Genomic DNA, 21,686 nt, shown 5'->3' on the forward strand with positions numbered 1-21,686 from the left:
CTGTTGATGGGCAAGTGGACTGATGTGGACGCAAACAGCAAAAGTGAACGACTGCTGCGGGAGTTAGGCCACACTGCAGCGTGGGCAGGTCTGGTGAACCGTACCCTCACCCCACCCCTCTCCCGCGGGGAGAGGGGCTTTTGAGTCGTTGCCGCGGACTGGGCGCCGAGTGGTGGGCGCCTCGCAACACCATGTCGTGCGAGACGCTTCACGGCTGTTGTCTTGTCGACCGAGCGCTTACCGCTTCAACTCAAGCAACGCTCGGTCAACCAAGTTTCTGACTCAGTCGTTGCCTTTCTCGGTTGCCGCCTTTTCCGCGTCGCGCTGCCTGCGGATCTGCGCATCCACTGCGGCGATCGCGGTCATGTTCATCACCCGGCGCGAGGTGGCGCTGGTGGTGAGGATGTGCACCGGCTTGGAGATGCCCATCAGGATCGGGCCGATCGCCACGCCGTCGGTGAACACGCGCACCAGGTTGTAGGCGATGTTGGCCGCTTCCAGATTGGGCAGCACGAACAGGTTGGCGCGGCCCTTCAGCGTGCTGTTGGGCATGATCTGCTTGCGCAGCGCTTCGTCCCAGGCGGTGTCGCCCTGCATTTCGCCGTCGATGTTGAGCTCGGGCTTGCGCTTGAGCAGCGCTTCGCGCACCTGGCGCATCTTCAGTGCGTCGCGCGAGTCGTGGCTACCGAAGTTGGAATGCGACAGCAGCGCGATGTTGGGCTCGATGCCGAACAATTTGAGGCGATACGCCGCCTGCAGCGTCGCTTCGACCACTTGCTCCACGGTCGGGTCTTCCTGCACATGCGTGTCCAGGAAGAAGAACACGCCCAGCTGGTTGATCACGCCGGTCATCGCCGAGGTGGAGCTCACGCGCGGTTCCAGCGGGATCACGCTGCGTGCATAACCCAGCTTCTTGTGGAAACGGCCAACCACGCCGGACAGCATCGCGTCGGCTTCGCCGCGTGCCACCATTACCGCGGCGATCAGGGTCGGACGCGAGCGCATCAACTCCTTGGCGGCGGTGACGGTCACGCCGCGACGCTCGGTGAGCGCGTGGTAGTACTGCCAGTATTCGTTGAAGCGGGGGTCGTCGAGGATGTTGGTGATCTCGAAGTCCACACCGGCGGTCAGGCGCAGGCCCATACGTTGGATGCGCGCTTCGATGACGTCCGGGCGGCCGATCAGGATCGGGAACGCCAGGCCTTCGTCGACCACGTTCTGCACCGCGCGCAGCACCACTTCTTCTTCGCCTTCGGCATACACCACGCGCTGCTTGTCGGCGCGGGCGCGGTCGTAGACCGGCTTCATCATCAGGCTGGTGCGGTAGACGAACTGGCCGAGCTTGTCGCGGTAGGCCTCCATGTCGGTGATCGGGCGCGTGGCGATGCCCGAGTCCATCGCCGCCTGCGCCACGGCAGACGACAGCTCCACCAGCAGGCGCGGGTCCAGCGGACGCGGGATCAGGTATTCCGGGCCGAAGCTCGGCGTCTCGCCGCCATAGGCTGCGCCCAGGTCGGAGGCCTCGCGCCGTGCCATCGCCGCAATCGCCTTGACGCAGGCGATCTTCATTTCCTCGTTGATGCCGGTGGCGCCCACGTCCAGCGCACCGCGGAACAGGTACGGGAAGCACAGCACGTTGTTGATCTGGTTCGGGTAGTCCGAGCGGCCGGTGCCGATGATGCAATCCGGGCGCACCGCCTTGGCCGCTTCCGGGGTGATCTCCGGGTTGGGGTTGGCCAGCGCGAAGATCACCGGCTGGCGCGCCATGCTGGCGACCATCTCCGGCTTCAGGATGCCGGCCGCCGACAGGCCCAGGAAGATGTCCGCGCCCTCGACGATCTCGGCCAGGGTGCGCTTGTCGGTGTCGCGCGCGTAGCGCTGCTTGTCCGGGTCCAGGTCGGTGCGGCCGGTGTGGATCACGCCATCGCGGTCCAGCGCCAGGATGTTCTCCGGCTTCAGGCCCAGCGAGACCAGCATGTTCACGCAGGAAATGCCGGCCGCGCCCATGCCGGTGGTGGCCAGCTTGACCTCTTCGATCTTCTTGCCGGTGACCACCAGCGCATTGAGCACTGCGGCGCCGACGATGATCGCGGTGCCGTGCTGGTCGTCATGGAACACCGGGATGTTCATGCGCTCGCGCAGCTTGCGCTCGACGATGAAGCACTCCGGCGCCTTGATGTCTTCCAGGTTGATGCCGCCGAAGGTCGGCTCCAGGCTGGCGATGATGTCCACCAGCTTGTCCGGGTCGTTCTCGTTGATTTCGATATCGAACACGTCGATGCCGGCGAACTTCTGGAACAGCACGCCCTTGCCTTCCATCACCGGCTTGGACGCCAGCGGGCCGATGTTGCCCAGGCCCAGCACCGCGGTGCCGTTGGTGATGACCGCCACCAGATTGCCGCGCGCGGTGAGCTCGCTAGCCTGGGTGGGTTCTTCGACGATCGCCTCGCAGGCGAAGGCCACGCCCGGCGAATACGCCAGCGACAGATCGCGCTGGGTCAGCATCGGCTTGGTCGCGGTGACCTTGATCTTGCCGGCCGGCTGCTGGCGGTGATAGTCGAGGGCGGCCTGTTTGAAGTCGTCGGTGGACATCGGCTGTGTGGGTCTCGAAGGCGCAGGAGGGCTGAATTCTACCCCCCTGCCTGAACAAGGGCCTGTCGCGCAGCTGTCAGCGCGGCAGGGAGATTCATGCTGCAGCGCGGCGTGCGGCGCAGCCGGGTGCAGCGCAGAGCGGCTAACTCAATGTAAAACGGCCCTGCACCCCGCCGCACATGCCGACGGAGAACAGGGCCGTAGGAAACATCAGCGCGCGCTGATCGGGGCGACGACGTCGGTCGAGCCCACCGGGGCATGCAGCGGCGGCGAGCCGCCGTCCAGCACCAGCGTGAGCTGGTCGCGGTTCAGCGCATTTTCCCAGCGCGACACCACCACGGTGGCCACTGCGTTGCCGATGAAGTTGGTCAGCGAGCGGCACTCGCTCATGAAGCGGTCCACGCCCAGGATCAGTGCCATGCCGGCCACCGGCACGTCCGGCACCACCGACAGCGTGGCGGCCAGGGTGATGAAGCCGGCGCCGGTCACGCCGGCCGCGCCCTTGGAACTGAGCATCGCCACCGCCAGCAGGGTGATCTGCTGCCCCAGGGTCAGGTCCACGTTGGTGGCCTGGGCGATGAACAGCGCCGCCAGGGTCATGTAGATGTTGGTGCCATCCAGATTGAACGAGTAGCCGGTCGGCACCACCAGGCCCACCACCGACTTCTCGCAGCCGGCCTTTTCCATCTTCTCCATCAGCGACGGCAGCGCCGACTCCGACGAGGAGGTCCCCAGCACCAGCAGCAGTTCGGCCTTGAGGTAGCGGATCAGCTTGAGCACCGAAAAGCTGCACAGACGGCAGACAACGCCCAGGATCACCAGCACGAAGAACAGCGAGGTCAGGTAAAACGAACCCACCAGCCAGGCCAGGTTGACCAGCGATTCCACGCCGTACTTGCCGATGGTGAAGGCGATCGCCCCGAACGCGCCGATGGGGGCGGCCTTCATCAGGATGTGCACCAGGCGGAACACCGGGGCGGTCAGCGCTTCCAGGAAGCTCAGCACCGGGCGGCCACGCTCGCCCACCAGGGCCAGCGCAATGCCGAACAACACCGCCACGAACAGCACCTGCAGGATGTTGCCATCGACGAAGGCGCTGATCAGCGTGGCCGGGATGATGTCCATCAAAAAGCCGACCAGGCTCAGCTCGTGCGACTTCTGCACGTAGGTGTTGACCGCGCTCTGATCCAGCTCGGCCGGGTTGATGTTCATGCCGGCGCCGGGCTGCACCACGTGCGCCACGATCATGCCCACGATCAACGCCAGCGTGGAGAAGAACAGGAAGTAGGTCATCGCCTTGGCGAACACCCGGCCCACCGTCTTGAGGTGGGTCATGCCGGCGATGCCGGTGACGATGGTCAGGAAGATCACCGGGGCGATGATCATCTTCACCAGCTTGATGAAGGCATCGCCCAGCGGCTTGAGGCTTTCGGCGAAGGCCGGTTCGAAATGGCCAAGCAGGGCGCCGAGGACGATGGCCACCACGACCTGGAAGTACAGCTGACGGTAGAAGGGCACGGACGCCGGCAACGGGCCGGCAGGCTTGCTGATGTGCATGGCACCACTCCGAGGGAACTGGAGGGTGCCTGAGCAGGCACCCGGTGCGGGCATTCTGGCCGCACGTCACAGCCCGGGCCGATAACCCATTGGTACTACGGATGCGCCGCAGCGCCGCGGGCACCTGCCCGGTGCCGCGCGGCATGCGTTGCAACCCCGCGCCAGGCAAGGACTTTCTGCACGACCTGCCGCGCCGGCGAGGGGCGCGTGGACACCGCGGGCACCCATCTGCAGCACTGTCCGTCGGGCGACCCTGGTCTTACACTTCAGCCGCGCCGCCGCAGGCCGTTAATTGCGTTTAACGCAGACACCGATGTTTCCGTGCAGTCGCCGTCCGGAACCTGCGCGCTTGCTGAAGCTGTTCACCGCGATCGCCATGGCAGGACGCCCGGCCCCTTTCCTCGCCGAAGACCATTCCTATGCGCCTCAACCTGCTTGTCCTGGCGTTGGCTCTCGCCATCGTCCCCGCCGCTGCCACTGCAGCCACCTCGATCGAAAACTGGCCGACCAAATACACCTTCGGTGATGGCACCGAGCTGGGTCTGACCGGCAACTACGCGTACGACGACAACAACTTCTCCGGCGACGACCGCCTGGAAGACCGCACCGACTTCCGTCGCAAGGAATTCGGCGCCACCCTCAAGAAGAAGGGCGTCTACGACGCCATGGTGTATTTCGACTTCGAGGCCAAGCTGTGGCTGGACGTGTTCTACCGCTTCGAGACCAAGGCGCTGCTGGGCCAGGACTATGGCCGCGTGCGCCTGGGCTACATGAAGGTGCCGGTGGGCCTGGAAGCGGTGCAGAGCTCGCGTGCGGGTAGCTTCATGGAACTGGGCCTGCCGGTGCAGGCGGTGTTCCAGGGCCGCCGGACCGGCGTGGAATGGACGCTGGAGCGTCAGCAGTACCTGCTGCAGGCCGGCGCTTACGGCGGCAAGGACCTGCAGGGCGACAACCCGGGCACCACCCAGGCCGTGCATGCGGCGTGGACCCCGGCCAAGGCCGAAGGCGACGTGCTGCACCTGGGCATCGCCGGCTCGATCGAGAACCCGCGCGGCTTCAGCGACGGCCGCGGCGTGTCGTTCAGCCCGCGCGTGCGTCTGCGTGCCCGCCCGGAAGCCGGCCTAACCGACGTGCGCCTGATCGACACCGGCACCATCCTCGATGTGGACCACGTGATCCGCAGCGGCGTGGAAGCGGTGTGGATCCATGGCCCGTTCTCGCTGCAGAGCGAAGCGCTGCGTGCCGAAGTGGCACGTAATGCCGGCCAGCCGCACTTCATCGCCCAGGGCCAGTACGTGTACGGCACCTGGTCGCTGACCGGCGAGTCGCGCAGCTATGCCGGCGGCGTGCCGGGCAACCTCAAGCCGGCGCACGACTACGGCGCGGTGGAGCTGACCGCCCGCTACAGCCGCCTGAACCTGGAAGACAACAACGTGCACGGCGGCCGCCAGCACGACACCACCATCGGCGCCAACTGGTACCTCACCAGCCACTTCAAGTTCCAGGCCAACTACAGCTGGGTGGATTCCTCGCGCAACGGCGTGCATGAGACCCCGCACGTGATGGAACTGCGCGCGCAGGTGCAGTTCTAAGCAGCGCCGGGGCGCTGCAACGCACCGGCCATTCGGTCCGGCGCCAACTGCAGCGAGTCATTGCCGGGCAGCGGTTCGCCGGTGCATTGCCGGCATCGCGTAGCGCACTTGGTGTTCGACACGGCCGCATCCGCTCACGGGTGCGGCCGTTGTCGTTCGGGCGCCTGTGCATCGCGCGCTGAGGCGATGGCTGCGCGATCCGGCGGCAGACCCCCATACTTGCCGGCATGTATGCCTCGCAACGCCGCCGCCTGTTACTCACCCTGGTCATCGTGCTGGGCGGCATGGTCGTGGCCATGCTGGCGGCCGGGCACTTCGTCGAACAGAACGCACTGCGCGAGGAAAGCGCCACCGTGCGCCGGCAACTGGGCCTGTATGCGCAAGCGCTGCAACAGCGCATCGACCGCTATCGCACCCTGCCGCAGATCCTGGCGCTGGACCCGGAGCTACGCGCGGCCGTCTCCGGCCCGCTGTCGGCCGCGCAGGTGGATCAGCTCAACCGCAAGCTCGAACGCGCCAACAACGTCACCCGCTCGTCCACGCTGACGCTGATCGACCGCGGCGGCATTGCGCTGGCGGCCAGCAACTGGCGTGCGGCGCGCAGCAATGTCGGCGTGGATTACGCCTTCCGCCCGTATTACCAGCAGGCACTGGCGACCGGCAGCGGCAGCTTCTACGGCATCGGCATGACCACCAGCGAGCCGGGCTATTTCCTGTCGCAGGCCATCGTCGATTCGGCCGGCCAGGTGCAGGGCGTGGTGGTGATCAAGATCGCGCTGGCCGCACTGGAGCGCGAATGGCTGCAGACGCCGGATATCGTGCTGGCCTCCGATGCCCACGGCGTGGTGTTTCTGGCCAGCCGCGCGCGCTGGCGCTACCGCATGCTGGCATCGCTGACCCCACGCGACCGCAACGAATTGCAGAGCACCCGCCAGTACGCCAACCAGGGCCTGCTGCCGCTGCGGCGCCGGCTGATCGAGCAGACCGGCAACGGCGGCGTGCTGACCGATGTGCTCGACCCGCCGCTGGGCGCGCCGGTGTTGTGGCAGACGCAGCAAGTACCGGAAAGCGGCTGGCGCCTGCATCTGCTGCACGACACCCGCGCCAGCGCCGCCGCCGGGCGCGCCGCCGCCATTGCGGCTGCAGGCGCCTGGCTGGCGCTGGCGTTGCTGTGGTTGTTCGTGCAGCAGCGCCGCCGCCTGTCGGCACTGCGCCAGCGCAGCCGGCACGAGCTGGAAACCCTGTTGCAACAACATGCCGAAGAACTGCGCACCGCGCAGGACGGCGTGGTCGCCGCCGCGCAGCAGTCCAATGCCGGCCTGAGCCGCAGCCTGGAGCATCTGCCGCAAGGCGTGGTGGTCATCGACGAGGCGCTCAATCTGGTGGCGTGGAATTCGCGCTATGTGGAGCTGTTCCGGTTCCCGCCGGAGCTGCTCAAGATCGGCCGGCCGATCGAAGACCTGTTCCGCTTCAATGCGCGTCGCGGGCTGTTGGGGCCAGGGCCGATCGAAGCGGCGATCGAGCGGCGGCTCAATCACCTGCGCAGCGGCAAGCCGCATATGCGCGAAAGCGAGAAGGAAGACGGCACGGTGCTGGAGATCCGCGGCAACCCGTTGCCCGATGGCGGATTTGTCACCAGCTACGCCGACATCACCAGCTACAAGAACGCCGCACGCGAACTGCGCTCGCTGGCCGATGCGCTGGAGCACCGCGTGGAAGAGCGCACCCGCGACCTGGCCGCCGCCAAGCGCGAGGCCGAAAGCGCCAACCGCTACAAGACGCGGTTTGTGGCCTCGGCCGTGCACGACCTGCTGCAACCGCTCAATGCCGCGCGCATGTTCGTGTCGGTGCTGCGCGGACAGGTGCGCGAGCCCGGCAGCGCGCGCGTGGTGGACAACATCGATGGCGCCCTTGCCGCACAGGACGCCATCCTCAACAGCCTGCTGGACATCTCGCGCCTGGAAGCCGGCAGCCTGAACACGCAGGTACGCGACTTCGCCCTCGCGCCCTTGCTGGAAACCCTGGCACGCGAGTTCGGCATCCTGGCCGAAGACCGTGGCCTGGTGCTGGACTGGGTGCCTACCTCGGCGGTGGTGCTGAGCGACGAGAACCTGCTGCGCCGCATCCTGCAGAACTTTCTGTCAAACGCGATCCGCTACACGCCGCGTGGACGCGTGCTGATCGGCTGCCGTCGCCGTGGCGGCTGGTTGCGCATCGAAGTGCACGACCAGGGCCCGGGCATTGCCGAGGCGTTGCAGCAGGAAATCTTCGAGGAATTCCGCCGCCTGGACGACGGGGTTGCCAACGACCGCGGCGCCGGCCTGGGCCTGGCCATCGTCGAGCGCATCGGCCGCCTGCTCGGCCACCGGATCGGGCTGCGCTCCACCCTCGGCAGCGGCAGCGTGTTTTCGGTCAGCGTGCCGCTGGGCGACCGCGCCGCCATCGCCGCCCGGCTGCCGCCGCCTTCACCCACGGCCGAACACGGCAACGACCCCATCCTGCACGGCTGCCGCGTGTGGTGCGTGGACGATGACCCGCGCGTGTGCGAGGCCAGCCGTGCCCTGCTGGAGCGCTGGGAATGCCGCGTGGATTTTGCCGGCGGCCCGGATGACGCGCTTGCCACTGCCAGTGCCGACGACGCGCCTGAGCTGGTGTTGCTGGACGTGCGCATGGGCGGGCATTACGGCCCCATGCTGTTGCCGCAACTGGTAGAGCGCTGGCAACGCGAGCCACGCATCATCCTGATCACCGCAGAGCCGGAACCGGCATTGCGCGAGCATGCGCAGGAATTGGGATGGGGGTTTCTTTCCAAGCCGGTGCGCCCGCCCGCGCTACGCGCGCTGATGACGCAGATGCTGTTGCGCCGCGGTTGAAGCCGCGTGCCACGTCCCGAACGATGTTGCGTTGCGCGCCTGCGTTGATTCCGTGTGCAAACGTCGGCTTTTTTACTGTGCAAATCGCGACATTATCTCGGTGTTTCGCATAATTCCTATGCGGGGTTTCCGGTCGCCTGTTGCGCTACAGTGGCAACAGAGCGGGCGCTTTCTCAGCGAATAAACACGCAGACGACGGCGACACCGTGCAACGCCTTTGCAGTGTTGCTGGTTTAGATTCCACGCTTGCGCGTTGGTCGATTTCCTCCCCCCGGACGATGGAGTCACCATGTTCAAACACACGTCACTGCTAGCGGCCTCGTTGCTGTCTGCAGGCTGCGCGGCCAGCCTGCCCGCGCAGGCAGCCACGCCTGCAGCAACCGTGCAACCCGCCGGGCCGATCCGTGCGGACTTGAACCCTTACACGGTGCAGCGCCTGAACACGGTGCTGGACCAGGTTTCCCGTCACCGCGGCCTGAGCCCGGGGCATCTGATCAAGCGGATTTCGGCCCTCTTTCTCGACACGCCTTACCAGGCCAACATGCTGCAGGGCTCGGCGACGACGCCGGAAAAGCTGATCATCGATTTCACCGGTCTGGATTGCTTCACCTATCTGGATTACGTCGAAGCCGCGCGCAGGGCGTCTTCGCAGCAGGATTTCGTCGATCGGCTGGTGCTCACCCGCTATGTCGATGGCATCGTCGGCTTTCCCTATCGCAAGCATTTCTTTTCCGACTGGGTCGCCCGCCCCTACGAGCTGGCCGACGACATCACCGCCACGCTCAGCCCCGCTGCGGTCAGCGTGGACAAGGCGCTGAATCTCAAGGCCGATGGCAGCAACTACCTGCCCGGGTTGCCGATCGTGCAGCGAACCATCACCTACATCCCGGCTGCTGCCGTGGACAGCAACGTCGTGCGCCAGCTGCGCACCGGCGACTATGTCGGCAGATACTCGCCCGCGGCCGGGCTGGATGTCAGCCATGTCGGCATCTTCCTGATGACCGATGCTGGCCCGGTGCTGCGCAATGCGTCCTCGCGACCGGAAAACAACAAGGTGGTGGACTCACCCTTCCTGGAGTACGTCGCCAGGACCGCCGGCATCGTGGTCTACCGGCCCAAGCCCTGACGTCGCCACGCGCGCAGAGCGCTGTCATACCCGTTGGCTTGCGCGGTTATTTCCACGGCCGTTGTAGGAGCGGAGCTGGCCGTGAGGGCTTGCCCGTCGCGGGGAAGGCCCTCGCGACCAGGGTCGCTCCTACAGGAGCAGGACAGCTCGGGCGTCTGTACTTGCGTCTGTACTTGCACCGGCAATTGCGTCCGCGCCTGCGTCCGCTTGAAGCTCGCCTTCTGACCTCAACACGCACCCAGCCACGTCGCCGGGTCACGCAATCACGCTGAGGCGCGGTCGGGGTCGTGGATCTGGACGATCAGGCAAGACTCCCGGATAACCGGGCTCACGCTGGTCTCGCCGCCGGCGGCAAAGTGCGTTGCATGACGCACAACGCCACTGCCGGGAGACACCCATGACACAGACACATTCGCTGGATCGCTATCGCCTGCTCGGCCGCTCGGGGCTGCGGGTGTCGCCGCTCGCGCTGGGCACCATGACCTTTGGCGAGGCGTGGGGCTGGGGCGCGGATGCAGGCGAAGCCAGGCGCATCTTCGATGCCTACGCAGACCGCGGCGGCAACTTCGTTGACACCGCGGTGAACTACACCAACGGCGGCTCCGAACGCATCCTCGGCGAGTTGATCAAGGGCCACCGCGAACGCTTCGTGCTCGCCACCAAATTCACCATGGCGCGTGACGCGAGCAACATCAATTCCGGCGGCAATCATCGCCTCAATCTGATCCGCTCGGTCGAGACCAGCCTGCGTCAGCTCGACACCGATCGCATCGACCTGCTGTACCTGCACGCCTGGGACTTCACCACCTCGCCGGAGGAAGTCATGCGCGGCCTGGACCATCTGGTGCAGGCGGGCAAGGTGCTCTACATCGGCATCTGCAACACGCCGGCCTGGCGGGTGGCGCAGCTGCAGACGCTGGCCGACCTGCGTGGCTGGTCGCCGCTGGTGGCGCTGCAGATCGAATACAGCCTGGTCGAGCGTAGCGTCGAACACGAACTCATGCCGATGGCGCGGGAGCTGGGCCTGGGCGTGCTGCCGTGGTCGCCGCTGGGCGGCGGCATCCTGACCGGCAAATACAGCCGCGCGGACCTGTCCGACGACAATTCGGCCGACGTGTCGAGCAGCCGCAAGGGCGTGATTGCCTCGACCGGGCATCTCAATGCGCGCTCGCTGGACATCGCCGATGCGGTCGGTGCGGTCGCCGCTGAAGTGGGCGCTTCCCGCTCGCAGGTGGCGCTGGCCTGGACCTTGCGCCACCCGGCGGTGGTTTCGCCGGTGATGGGGGCACGTACCCTGCAGCAGGCCGAAGACAACTTCGGTGCGTTGGACATCGCGCTCAACGACGACCAGCTTGCGCGCCTGGAGAGCGTCAGCGCCTTGCCGCCGATCTTCCCCGAACGCTTCATCGGCAGGCCGATGGCGCAGCAGTTGATCTACGGCACCCATCCGCTGCAGCTGCGCAGCTGATTACCACGGAGCAGCCATGACCAGACCCTCAGCCCTCGCGGCGGCAGCGCTGCTCGTCGCCGCAACCTTCGCAGGCAACGCCGGTGCCATGTCGAAGGACGCTGCATCCGCAGAGGTTTGCGCGGGGCAGCCGGTACACGTGTGCAACAAGCGCATCGTCGAAGCGGCGTTTGCGCAGTGGCGGGCCGGCGCCAGCGACCTCTTTCAAACGCTGCTGTCGCCGGAGGTGGTGTGGACCATCAAAGGCTCCGGCCCAAGCGCAGGCAGCTTGCGCGGCCGCGATGTGTTGATCGCCACCGCAGTCCGCCCGCTGGCCGAGCGCCTGGCCTCGCCACTGCGCCCGGTGCAGCAACGCATCTGGGCCGATGGCGAGCATGTCATCGTGCAGTGGGAAGGCGTGGCCACGCTGCGCGACGGTAGCAGCTATCGCAACCGTTACGCATGGATCATGCGGATGCACGACGGCAAAGCTGTCGAGGTCAACGCGTTCCTGGACCTGCCCGCCTACGACGCCGTGCTGCTGCGCGGTCAACGCCCCATGCAACGCAGGGCCAGCCCATGAGCGACATGCCGATGAAAGCGGCCATTGCGGTGGCGCTTGGCGCCGGTTCTGCGCTCGCCTGCCCGTCGGTGGTGGCCGCGCAACCGGCCAAGGCCACCACCACATCGCCACAGCAACCAGGACACGCCATGCAAGCGCACACGTTTATCGGCATGTGGGTCACCGGCGACGGACGGATCCGGCAGGAATTACTGCCGAACGGCCGCTACGACGAGGCCCGCGGCACACGCCAGAGCGCCTACCAGGGCCGCTACGAAATCACCGGCACTCACATCGACTACTGGGACGACACCGGGTTCACCGCCGACGGCCAGTTCGTTACCGACGACGAGCTGCATCACGGCGGCATGGTGTTCTATCGGCAGCCGCCGGCGTAGAGCGACCAGCACAACGGCTGCGCAGTCGTCAGGCGGGCGCGGCCGGTGCTCGTGCGGCATGGACCACGCGTACATCGCGGGTCTGCGCGCGCCGTGCATGGCCAGCTGACGCTTGCTCGCTACGGTGTTGCAGCCGCACGTGATGGGCGGGCGCACTGGCTGCGTGCGCTGTGCGCCATGTGTGGTGTGGCTGCAGGCCGCAACCCGCAGCGCACGCGCAATCAACCCTCGCCTTCCGGCTCCAGCGCCTTAACCAGCACGGCCGCCTGCGTGCGGCTATAGCAGTCGAGCTTTTTCAGGATCGCGGTGACGTGCACCTTGACGGTGTTTTCGGCCAGACCCAGCTCATGCGCAATCTGCTTGTTGAGCAGGCCATCGGCCAGGCTCAGCAGCACGCGAAATTGCTGCGGGGTGAGCTGGGCGAGTTTGGCGGCCAGCTGCGCATCGGCTTCCGAGCGCTCGGCGGTCATCGGCGGAAACCAGGTGCCGCCGTCCAGCACGCTGGCCACCGCCGTGCCGATCGATTCGGCAGGGGTGGATTTGGGGATGAAGCCGGCCGCGCCGAACTGCTGGGCACGCCGGATCACCCGCGGATGATCGTTGGACGAGATCACCACCACCGGGATGTCCGGGTGCTCGCCACGCACATGCAGCAGCGCCGAAAAGCCGCGTGCGCCGGGCATGGCCAGGTCCAGCAGCACCAGCTCGGCCTGCGGGTGCGAGCGCAGCATCGCGCTCAACGTGGCGGCGCTGGACGCTTCCACGACCTGCGCCTGCGGCAGGGTCTGCTGCAATACATGGATCACCGCCGCACGGAACAGCGGGTGGTCGTCGGCGACGAGAATGGTGAGATCGGCCATGCGCCAAGTCTGGCACATGGCCGCCGCCGCTGCCTTGCCCCAGAGCGTGCTATCTACTTTGAAGTGAGTGCGAAGCGTCCTGTGGCGCGTCGAGACAAGGCGTGCGCTGCGGCCCAGGCTGGCCGCCCGGGCAAGGCGCGCAACGCGGTATCGGCGCCTTACAGGGCGCTTCCCGGAGGGTTGGCCGTCAGCGACACGGAGCGCGCGCCGCGCGGCTTGCCCTGGCGCCAGCCAAGCCGGTGCCACACAGCACCCGCTCCGCACCGCTGAGGGCCAACGCATCTCATCTCAAAGTGCATAACACGCTCTAACGCGGCGGATGCGTGCTCGCACGCCAGGCATCCAGAAACTGGCGGCGCTTAAGCTTGTCCAGATAGACCAGCAGGCCGGGGCCGAGCGGAATCGGCCGGAACGGTGGTTGCGCCGAGCCGCCGCGGCCGCCGGCGGCCGGCAGGATCGGCATCAGGCGCGCCTCGCGCGAGAGCACCTGCTGGCCGCGTGGCGACAGCAGATAGTCGAGGAACCTGCGTGCTTCCGGCGCATGCGGCGCGGTCTTGGGGATCACCGCGGTGCGCAGCGCCACCAGCGTGTAGTCCTGCGGCTGCACGATGCCCAGCGGGGCGCCGGCATCGATGCGGGTCTGCGCGTAGGAGCCGAGCACGTTGTAGGCCAGCAGTAAGTCGCCACGGCTGACGCGGTCGAGCAAGGTGCCGGTGCGTTCTTCCAGCCTGACCTGGTTGGCCCCCAACGCGGCCAGCAACGCGCCGGCGATGCTGCCCACCTGTCCGTCCTGGGTAGCGAACAGATACCCCACCCCGCTGCGTTCGACATCGTAGGTGCCCACCTTGCCGCGTAACGGCGCATCGGGTGCACGCAACAAGGCCAGCAACTGCCGCCGGGTCCGCGGTACCCGCGCCGCATCGAGCTTGCGGGTGTTGTAGACGATGGCCACCGGCTCGTAACTGATCCCGAACACCTCGTGCCGCCACTGCGCCCAGGCAGGCAATGCCTCGGTCTGCGCCGAGCGGTGGGCAAGCGCATGGCCGTCGTTCACCAGCTTGGTCTGCAGGTCCATGCTGGCGCTGATCAGCATGTCGGCGGTCGAGGTGCCGGCGCCGGGCTGCAGATAGTGCGCGTAGATGTCCCAGGCGATCACGTCTTCGTAGATCACCTCGGTGCCGGGATGCAGGCGCTGGTAGTCCTGGATGACGGCGCCGAATACTTCCAGATCGGTGGAACCCTGTACGCGCAGCTGCGCATGCACCGGCCCCTGCGCGGGGAAGCGCCGCACATCGCCTGGCGCCGCGCACGCGACCCCCTGCATCAGCAACAAGACGAGGACCCACAGCACACGCATCACGCCGTTCCTCCAGGAAAATGCAACGAAGCGATCAACCCGCCGCCGATGCGGTTGGCCAGATCGATACGCCCGCCATGCGCTTCCACCACGCGCTTGACGATGGCAAGCCCCAGCCCCGCGCCACCGGCCGGCGCGTCGGGCCCACGCACGAAGCGCTCGAACACGCGCTCGGCCTCGGCGGCCGGGATACCCGGGCCGTGGTCGGCAATGGTGAGCACGTGATGGCTGCCGTCGCTGGTCAGCGCCACCTGCAGCGGCGCGCCGGCGCCATATTTGCAGGCATTGTCGATTAGGTTCTTGAGCGCTTCGCGCAGCAGCAGCGCATCGCCGCGCAACAGCGCCGGTTGCGGGTCGATGGCCAGTTGCACGCGTGGTGCGCCCTCGCTGCGCGGCAGCGCTTCGTGCAGGGCCTGGTGCAGCACCTCGGCCAGATCCACGGTGGCAAAGCGCTGCAGGTTTGCACGGTGGATCACGCTGGCATCGCTGAGCAACTGATTGAGCAGCCGGCTCATGTGGCTGGCGTTGCGCTCGATCGCCACCAGGCTGCGTTGCATCTCGCGCGGGTCGTCGTCGTCCATGGCCAGCTGTGCCTGCGCGCGCAATGCGGCCAGCGGTGTGCGCATCTGGTGCGCGGCTTCGGCCATGAAGGCGCGCAGGGTTTCGTTGCTGGACGACAGCCGTGCCATGAAGCGGTTGAGCGCGGCCACCATCAACTGCATTTCCTGCGGTGCCGGCACGGTGAGCGGCTTTAGCTCCGACGGTTCACGCCGGGAGAGGTCACGTTCGATCCGTTGCAGCGGCCGCAGTGCGCGATACACGCCCAGCCACACCAGCCCCAGCGCCAGCAGCGACAGCACCCCGATCGCCACCAGGGCATTGAGCACCACATCGCGCGCCACCGCATCGCGTGCGCGCCGGGTCTGGCCCACCTGCACGCGCACTTCGCCCTGCCCGGAGGCCGAGGCCACGCGGTGCATCACCACCGCAAAGCGCACCGGCTCACCGCTGTAGAGGGCATCGAACAGCACCGGGCGCTCATCACCGGGCGCACGTGCCGGCGACGGCAGGGTGTCTTCACCGGTGATGGTGCGGCCCTGCGCGTCGAACACGCGGTAGAACACACGGTCTTCCGGCGCCATGCCGAGCAGGTCGAGCGAGGCATACGGCAGGTCCACCTGCCAGTCGCCACCGACCAGCGCCACGCTGTCGACGATGGACAGCGCCGAAGACACCAGCAGATGATCATAGGACCGGTTGGCCGCGCGCTCGCCGTAATCGCGCGCCGCAAAGAACAGCACCACTGCGCCCAGCAGCGACAGGCTGCCCAGATACAGCAGCAAGGTGCGCCGGATCGACGGCGCCACCGGCAGCGGCTCAGCCATCGATGGCCGGCTCTGCGGGCGCATGCGGGTCGGCTTCCTCGAGCTTGTAACCGGCGCCACGCACGGTGACGATGCGCAACGGCGCACCGGCCAGCTTGCGCCGCAGCCGGCCGACATACAGCTCGATCGCATTCGGCCCGGCGTCGTCGTCGAAGCCGAACAGGCCGTTGCCGATCTCGTCCTTGCCCACCACGTGGCCCAGCCGCCCGATCAATATCTCCAGCAGCCGGTATTCGCGGTTGGGCAGGTCGATCGGCGCACCGTCAAGTGTCACTGTGTGCGCCGCGTTGTCGAACACGAAGCCGCCGATCTGCACCACCTCGGTGGCCTGGCCACGATTGCGGCGCAGCAGCACGCGGCAGCGTGCTTCGAACTCGCGAAAATCGAACGGCTTGCCCAGGTAGTCGTCCGCTCCGACGTCCAGCGCCTGCACGCGGTCTTCGATGCCATCGCGCGCGGTCAGCATCAGCACCGGCGTGGTGTCGCCGCGCTCGCGCATCCCGGCCAGCACGCGCAATCCGTCGAGCTTGGGCAAGCCGATATCCAGCACCACCAGATCAAAACTCTGATAGCGCAACACACTCGCCGCCGCCAACCCATCGGCCTGCCAATCCACCGCATGCCCGCTCCGGCGCATGCGCCGCACGATGGCATCGGCGAGATCGGCATTGTCTTCGACTAGCAGCAGGCGCATGCGGCAGGGATTCGTGAATAGGGATTGGGGATTCGTAACAGCGGTTGGCTGCGGCCGGAAGGTAACAGGCCGCGCGCACAAAAGCTTGCCGCTGTGTAGTTCTGTTCTTACGAATCCCCAATCCCGACTCCCCAATCCCCGCCCAGCAACGACAGGTCCATGACAGCTTCACCGGACTAGGCTGCTGCCAACGCGCCGCGGCGGTTGTGCGGTGCATCGCTGAACGTGATTCACACATGTACCTGGGAGGGTCTGTGAGCAACGACACCTTGCGCCTGCGTGCGTTCACCGCCTGTGCGGCGCTCTGCCTGGCACCGGCAGTGCATGCGGCCGATGGCGAAGGCCCGGTCACTGCGGAAGTGGGCGGGCGTATCCACTGGGACTTCACCGTGTTCGACAACGATGATCGCGGCACGCCCGAGCGCAACGACACCCAGTTCCGCCGCGCGTGGCTGGACGTAGCGGGCAAGTTCTACGGCTTCAACTACAAGGCCGAGGCGGAATTTGCCGGCCTGCAGTACGAGCCGGGCAGCCGCGGCATCCTGGCGCGCGATGTCTATATCGCCAAGAAGTTTTCTGCCGGTACGCTGACCGTGGGCCAGTTCAAGCAGTACTTCTCGCTCGATGACCGCACCGGCTCCAATTACGGCCCGTTCCTGGAGCGCGGCTATGCCTCCACCACGCTGGCGCCGATCTACCGCAAGGCGATTTCCTGGCAGGCCAACCGCCCGGATGCCACCTGGTCCACGGCGTTGTACAGCCTGGAAAGCATCGATAATTCCGCCACCAAGGGCGGTGCGCTCGGCACCCGGCTGACCTTTGCGCCGGAGATGGGCGAAGCGCGCCTGCGCCACCTGGGCATCTCGCTGGCGCACGAGCGTTATTCGCACCCGGGCAGCGCCGGCGCAGCGCCGCTGCTGATCCGGCCGCGCCCCGAAAACGATCTGGCCAACAACAGCCGCATCACCCTGGCGCGTTTTGCCGACGGCCGCGACACCGACTTCGACAAATGGTCGCTGGAATATGCCGAAGTCATGGGCCCGTGGTCGTGGCAGAGCGAATTCAGCGGCGGCCTGCTCGACGATGGCAGCCAGCATGCCAAGGTGTTGGCGAGCTACGGGCTGGTCAGCTGGTTCGTCACCGGCGAATCGCGCGGCTACGACCGCAAGACCGGCCGCTTCAGCCGCATCGCCACGCCCAACCGCCCAAGCGGCGCGTTCGAGCTGGCGCTGCGTTACGACTACATGCGCGGCGACCAGCACCTGGATGGGCAGCCCAACTTCATCGATGCCAGCACGCAGTCGTGGACGCTGGGCGGGAACTGGTACTTCAAGCCCAACCTGCGCGTGATGCTCAATGTCATCGACAGCCGCAACCGCGACCGCACCATGAATGCGGTGGTCGATCACACGCTGGCGGTCACCGGCCGCTTCCAGTACGACTTCTGATGCGATGCCCGCCCGCACCTCGCAGTGAAGTGAGCGCCTTGCGTGCCATCGCTACGCGTGCGCAGCGCGGTCCGCGCAAGACACTGCAACGTTGCGATGCGCGTGTGCTTGTACCACCGGCCGTTTCCACACCACCCCATCACCAGCACTGCGCGTCCTGTGCAGCGCTGCGCTCCGCCCTCTCCCTGCTGTACGCCTCAAAGGATTTGCCCGCATGCTGACCGCGCTCGGTTTCGGAATGGTGATCACCTTCATGTACCTGATCATGAGCAAGCGGCTGTCGCCGCTGGTGGCTCTGATCACGGTACCGATCGTGTTCGCGTTGCTGGGCGGCTTCGGCACCGGCATCAACGACATGATGCTCGAAGGCATCAAGAAGATCGCGCCCACCGGCGTGATGCTGATGTTCGCCATCCTCTACTTCGGGGTGATGATCGATGCCGGGTTGTTCGACCCGCTGGTCGGCCGCATCCTGCGCCTGGTCAAGGGCGACCCGCTGAAGATCGTGATGGGTACGGCGATCCTGGCGATGCTGATCTCGCTCGACGGCGACGGCTCCACCACCTACATGATCACCGTCTCGGCGATGTTGCCGCTGTACCAGCGCCTGGGCATGAACGCGCTCAACCTCACCTGCGTGACCATCCTGGCCAGCGGCGTGATGAACCTGACCCCGTGGGGCGGCCCCACCGCGCGCGCCGCCACTGCCTTGCATGTGGACCCGGCCGATGTGTTCGTGCCGCTGGTACCGGCCATGCTGCTGGCGATTGCCGGCATCCTGACGCTGGCGTGGTACCTGGGCATGCGGGAGCGACGGCGCCTGGGCGTGGTGCGGCTGCCGGCCGACGGCAACTGGCTGGACACCAGCATCCCCGAAGACAACGACGCATTGCCGCGCGTGGAAGATACCGAAGACATGAAGCGGCCCAAGCTGCTGTGGGTGAACCTGATCCTGACCCTAGCGCTGATGGGCGCGCTGGTGGTGGGCGTGCTGCCGATGCCGGTGTTGTTCATGATCGGCTTTGCGCTGGCGCTGATGATCAACTACCCGAACCTGGCCGAACAGCGCCGCCGCTTGGTCAACCATGCCGGCAACGTGCTGTCGGTGGTGTCGCTGATTTTCGCCGCGGGCATCTTCACCGGCATCCTGTCCAACACCGGCATGGTGGAGGCGATGTCGCGCAGTTTCCTGGCGGTGATCCCCGATAGCTGGGGCCCGTACCTGGCGGTGATCACCGCGATCGTCAGCATGCCGTTTACGTTCTTCATGTCCAACGACGCGTTCTATTTCGGCGTGCTGCCGATCCTGTCCGAAGCGGCCGGCCACTACGGTATCACCCCGGTGGAAATGGCCCGCGCCTCGCTCGCAGGCCAGCCGGTGCATCTGCTGAGCCCCCTGGTGCCCTCGACCTATCTGCTGGTCGGCCTGGCCAAGGTCGACTTTGCCGACCACCAACGCTTCACGCTGAAGTGGGCGGTGCTGATTTCCCTGCTGATGCTGGCGGGCGGGCTGGCGTTTGGCCTGTTTCCGTTGGCGCGCTAGTCGCGCGCCGGGATTCGGCATTCGGGATTGGGGATTCGCAAAAGCCAGAGCGAATCACTGCCCGCTGTTACGAATCCCGTTATCCCCAATCCCGAATCCCAACTCCGAAGGAGTTACTCAATGACTCTCCGCATCGCATACGTCACCAGCGGCATGGGCAGTGTGGGCACCGCGATCTGCCAGAAGCTGGCGCGCAGCGGGCACACCGTGGTTGCCGGTTGCGGGCCCAATTCGCCGCGCAAGTCGGCCTGGTTGCGCGAGCAGCGCGAACAGGGTTTCGACTTCGTGGCCTCCGAAGGCAATGCCGCCGACTGGGAGTCCACCGTGGCCGCGTTTGCCAAGGTCAAGGCCGAAGTCGGCGAGATCGATGTGCTGGTCAACAACGCCGGCGGCAGCCGCGACACCTTGTTCCGGCAGATGACCCGCGACGACTGGAACGCGGTGATCGCCAGCAACCTGCACTCGTTGTTCAACATCACCAAGCAGGTGGTCGATGGCATGACGTCGCGCGGCTGGGGGCGCATCGTCAACATCGGTTCGGTCAGCGCGCACAAGGGCCAGATCGGGCAGATCAATTTCGCCACCGCCAAGGCGGCCATGCATGGCTTCAGCCGCGCCCTGGCGCAAGAAGTCGCCTCGCGCGGGGTGACCGTCAACACCATCTCGCCCGGTTACATCGCCAGCGCATCCATCAGCAGCTTTCCGCCGGACGTACTCGACCGCCTGGCCACCTCGGTACCGGTGCGCCGGCTGGGCAAGCCGGCCGAAGTGGCGGGCCTGTGCGCGTGGCTCGCTTCAGACGAGGCTGCCTACGTGACCGGCGCCGACTATGCGGTCAATGGCGGCCTCTACATGGGCTGATGGCCGCCGCCGCACACCACTGGCGGCACCTCTTCGGTACCTCGGGTACAGGCCACGGCGACGCAGCCGTCGTGTCCGTCTGCCACGCACGTCGACCGATCAAGTGCAAACGCTAGGACATGGGTGCGCGATGACGTAGCGCATCCGCGCACAAGCGGCCGCCACTACGCGAACAACCCGCCTCTAGTGCGAACTGATTACACTCTGGCTTTTCCGCAGTGCGCTGCCATGGCCAAACCTTCAGAACGCACCACGCACAATGCCCGCCCGCAGATGGCCGACATCGCCCGCATGGCCGGCGTCTCCGAGTCCACCGTGTCGCGTGCATTGGCCGGCAGCCCGGTGGTGGCCGAGCGCACCCGCGCCTACATCAAGCAGATTGCCGCCGATGCCGGCTATCAGGTCGACCCGGTCGCGCGCAGCCTGCGCGCCAAACGCTCCAACACGGTGAGCGTGGCGGTGCCGATGATGCATGCGCTGGATCAGCCGCTGTCCGATCCGTTCCTGATGACCATGCTGGCGCTGCTGGCCGAAGAACTCACCGGCCGTGGCTACAGCATGCTGCTATCCAAGCTGGACCGACACCAGGACGGCTGGGTGGAGCAGCTGGCGCGCGGCAACCGCTCCGATGGCGTGATCGTGCTGGGGCAAAGCTCCGAGCATGCCGCACTGGACGAAGCCGCACGCGATGGCTTGCCGATGGCGGTCTGGGGCAGCCGCATCGACGGGCAGGCCTACATCAGCGTAGGCAGCGACAATTTCCAGGGCGGCGCATTGGCCACCGAACACCTGATCGCCAGCGGCCGCCAGCGTATCGCCTTTCTCGGCGACGACCAGCTGCCGGAAGTGGCACCGCGCTTTGCCGGTTACCGGCACGCGCTGGAGCAGCACGGGCTGGAATTCGACACTCGCCTGCATGCGCGTAGCCATTTCGTCAGCGAAGACGCCTACCGGCTGACCCGCGCCATGCTCAAGAAGACCGACCCGCCGGATGGCCTGTTTGCCGCCTCCGACGTGATTGCCGTGGGCGCCATCCGCGCCCTGGTCGAAGCCGGCCACCGCGTGCCGCAGGACATTTCGCTGGTGGGCTTCGACGACATCCCGCTGGCCGCCTACAGCCAGCCCCCGCTGACCACGGTACGGCAGGACCTGGGCCTGGCCGCACGATTGCTGGTGGATCGCCTGCTGGCGCTCATTGCCGGCGAAACGGTGCAATCGGTTGAAATGCCGGTGAAGCTGGTGGTGCGCGAGTCGGCGTGAAGCGGGGATTTGGGATTCGGGATTTGGGATTCGGGATTCGGGATTCGGGATTCGGGATTCGGGATTCGGGATTGGGATTGGGATTGGGATTGGGATTGGGATTGGGATTGGGATTGGGATTGGGATTGCGG

At 66.5% G+C, this 21,686-nt stretch carries 16 protein-coding genes and 1 other RNA gene; 11 read left to right on the forward strand and 6 right to left on the reverse strand.

From position 1 onward, the window contains the following. Positions 1 to 282: 282 nt before the first annotated feature. Together OZ10_RS07540 and OZ10_RS07545 are read right to left on the reverse strand one after the other, a co-directional pair. On the reverse strand, positions 283 to 2,592 hold the full coding sequence (locus tag OZ10_RS07540; RefSeq protein WP_039406270.1) for an NADP-dependent malic enzyme: 2,310 nt from the start codon (positions 2,590 to 2,592) through the stop codon (positions 283 to 285). A 210-nt stretch (positions 2,593 to 2,802) separates the two neighbouring features. After that, positions 2,803 to 4,149, reverse strand: a complete 1,347-nt coding sequence (locus OZ10_RS07545) for a dicarboxylate/amino acid:cation symporter (RefSeq protein ID WP_039564387.1) — start codon at positions 4,147 to 4,149, stop codon at positions 2,803 to 2,805. A 419-nt stretch (positions 4,150 to 4,568) separates the two neighbouring features. Between OZ10_RS07545 and OZ10_RS07550 the strand changes: the two genes are divergently transcribed. From OZ10_RS07550 to OZ10_RS20575, 7 genes are all read left to right on the forward strand, one after another. Beyond that, positions 4,569 to 5,741 carry an OprO/OprP family phosphate-selective porin gene (locus OZ10_RS07550; RefSeq protein WP_039406264.1) on the forward strand — a complete coding sequence of 391 codons (1,173 nt, stop codon included), beginning with the start codon at positions 4,569 to 4,571 and terminating at the stop codon, positions 5,739 to 5,741. A 227-nt stretch (positions 5,742 to 5,968) separates the two neighbouring features. After that, positions 5,969 to 8,614: a hybrid sensor histidine kinase/response regulator gene (locus OZ10_RS07555; protein ID WP_039564388.1), complete on the forward strand. Its 2,646-nt coding sequence runs from the start codon at positions 5,969 to 5,971 to the stop codon at positions 8,612 to 8,614. 289 nt (positions 8,615 to 8,903) lie between these two features. Further along, a complete protein-coding gene (locus OZ10_RS07560) occupies positions 8,904 to 9,740 on the forward strand; it encodes a DUF1460 domain-containing protein (protein WP_039406259.1) in 837 nt (278 codons plus the stop codon). A 397-nt stretch (positions 9,741 to 10,137) separates the two neighbouring features. Then, positions 10,138 to 11,208, forward strand: a complete 1,071-nt coding sequence (locus tag OZ10_RS07565; protein WP_039564393.1) for an aldo/keto reductase — start codon at positions 10,138 to 10,140, stop codon at positions 11,206 to 11,208. Positions 11,209 to 11,224: 16 nt separating this feature from the next. After that, entirely contained in the window at positions 11,225 to 11,770 is a 546-nt protein-coding gene (locus OZ10_RS07570) for a nuclear transport factor 2 family protein (protein WP_039564394.1), read from the forward strand. An 11-nt stretch (positions 11,771 to 11,781) separates the two neighbouring features. Further along, positions 11,782 to 12,147 (forward strand): Atu4866 domain-containing protein, encoded by a 366-nt coding sequence (locus OZ10_RS07575; protein ID WP_039406305.1) that lies wholly within the window; start codon positions 11,782 to 11,784, stop codon positions 12,145 to 12,147. Positions 12,148 to 12,205: 58 nt separating this feature from the next. After that, positions 12,206 to 12,282: non-coding RNA, sX9 sRNA (locus tag OZ10_RS20575), on the forward strand. A gap of 86 nt (positions 12,283 to 12,368) precedes the next feature. Here the strand turns inward: OZ10_RS20575 and OZ10_RS07580 are convergent. The 4 genes from OZ10_RS07580 to OZ10_RS07595 all read right to left on the reverse strand — a co-directional run bounded on the left by OZ10_RS07580 (position 12,369) and on the right by OZ10_RS07595 (position 16,443). Then, the gene (locus OZ10_RS07580; RefSeq protein WP_039406253.1) at positions 12,369 to 13,007 is read right to left on the reverse strand and encodes a response regulator; all 639 of its coding nucleotides are present in this window, start codon (positions 13,005 to 13,007) and stop codon (positions 12,369 to 12,371) included. A gap of 307 nt (positions 13,008 to 13,314) precedes the next feature. Next, positions 13,315 to 14,364, reverse strand: a complete 1,050-nt coding sequence (locus OZ10_RS07585; RefSeq protein WP_039406250.1) for an ABC transporter substrate-binding protein — start codon at positions 14,362 to 14,364, stop codon at positions 13,315 to 13,317. Further along, entirely contained in the window at positions 14,364 to 15,749 is a 1,386-nt protein-coding gene (locus OZ10_RS07590) for a sensor histidine kinase (RefSeq protein WP_039406248.1), read from the reverse strand. The genes OZ10_RS07585 and OZ10_RS07590 overlap by 1 nt, the downstream gene beginning before the upstream one ends. Next, the gene (locus OZ10_RS07595) at positions 15,742 to 16,443 is read right to left on the reverse strand and encodes a response regulator transcription factor (protein ID WP_039406246.1); all 702 of its coding nucleotides are present in this window, start codon (positions 16,441 to 16,443) and stop codon (positions 15,742 to 15,744) included. Before OZ10_RS07595 ends, OZ10_RS07590 begins: the two co-directional genes overlap by 8 nt. 254 nt (positions 16,444 to 16,697) lie before the next feature. Here OZ10_RS07595 and OZ10_RS07600 point away from each other — a divergent pair, with 254 nt between their 5' ends. From OZ10_RS07600 to OZ10_RS07615, 4 genes are all read left to right on the forward strand, one after another. Then, a complete protein-coding gene (locus OZ10_RS07600; protein WP_039406244.1) occupies positions 16,698 to 17,891 on the forward strand; it encodes an OprO/OprP family phosphate-selective porin in 1,194 nt (397 codons plus the stop codon). Between the two features lie 214 nt (positions 17,892 to 18,105). Beyond that, on the forward strand, positions 18,106 to 19,434 hold the full coding sequence (locus tag OZ10_RS07605) for a CitMHS family transporter (RefSeq protein WP_039564397.1): 1,329 nt from the start codon (positions 18,106 to 18,108) through the stop codon (positions 19,432 to 19,434). Positions 19,435 to 19,554: 120 nt separating this feature from the next. Then, positions 19,555 to 20,295, forward strand: coding sequence for an acetoacetyl-CoA reductase (gene phbB / locus OZ10_RS07610; RefSeq protein WP_039406241.1), 741 nt, complete (start codon positions 19,555 to 19,557; stop codon positions 20,293 to 20,295). A 228-nt stretch (positions 20,296 to 20,523) separates the two neighbouring features. Then, positions 20,524 to 21,555: a LacI family DNA-binding transcriptional regulator gene (locus tag OZ10_RS07615; protein WP_039406238.1), complete on the forward strand. Its 1,032-nt coding sequence runs from the start codon at positions 20,524 to 20,526 to the stop codon at positions 21,553 to 21,555. Positions 21,556 to 21,686 lie beyond the last annotated feature (131 nt).

The organism is Xanthomonas cannabis pv. cannabis, from assembly GCF_000802365.1.
GTDB classification, from domain to species: Bacteria; Pseudomonadota; Gammaproteobacteria; order Xanthomonadales; family Xanthomonadaceae; genus Xanthomonas; species Xanthomonas cannabis.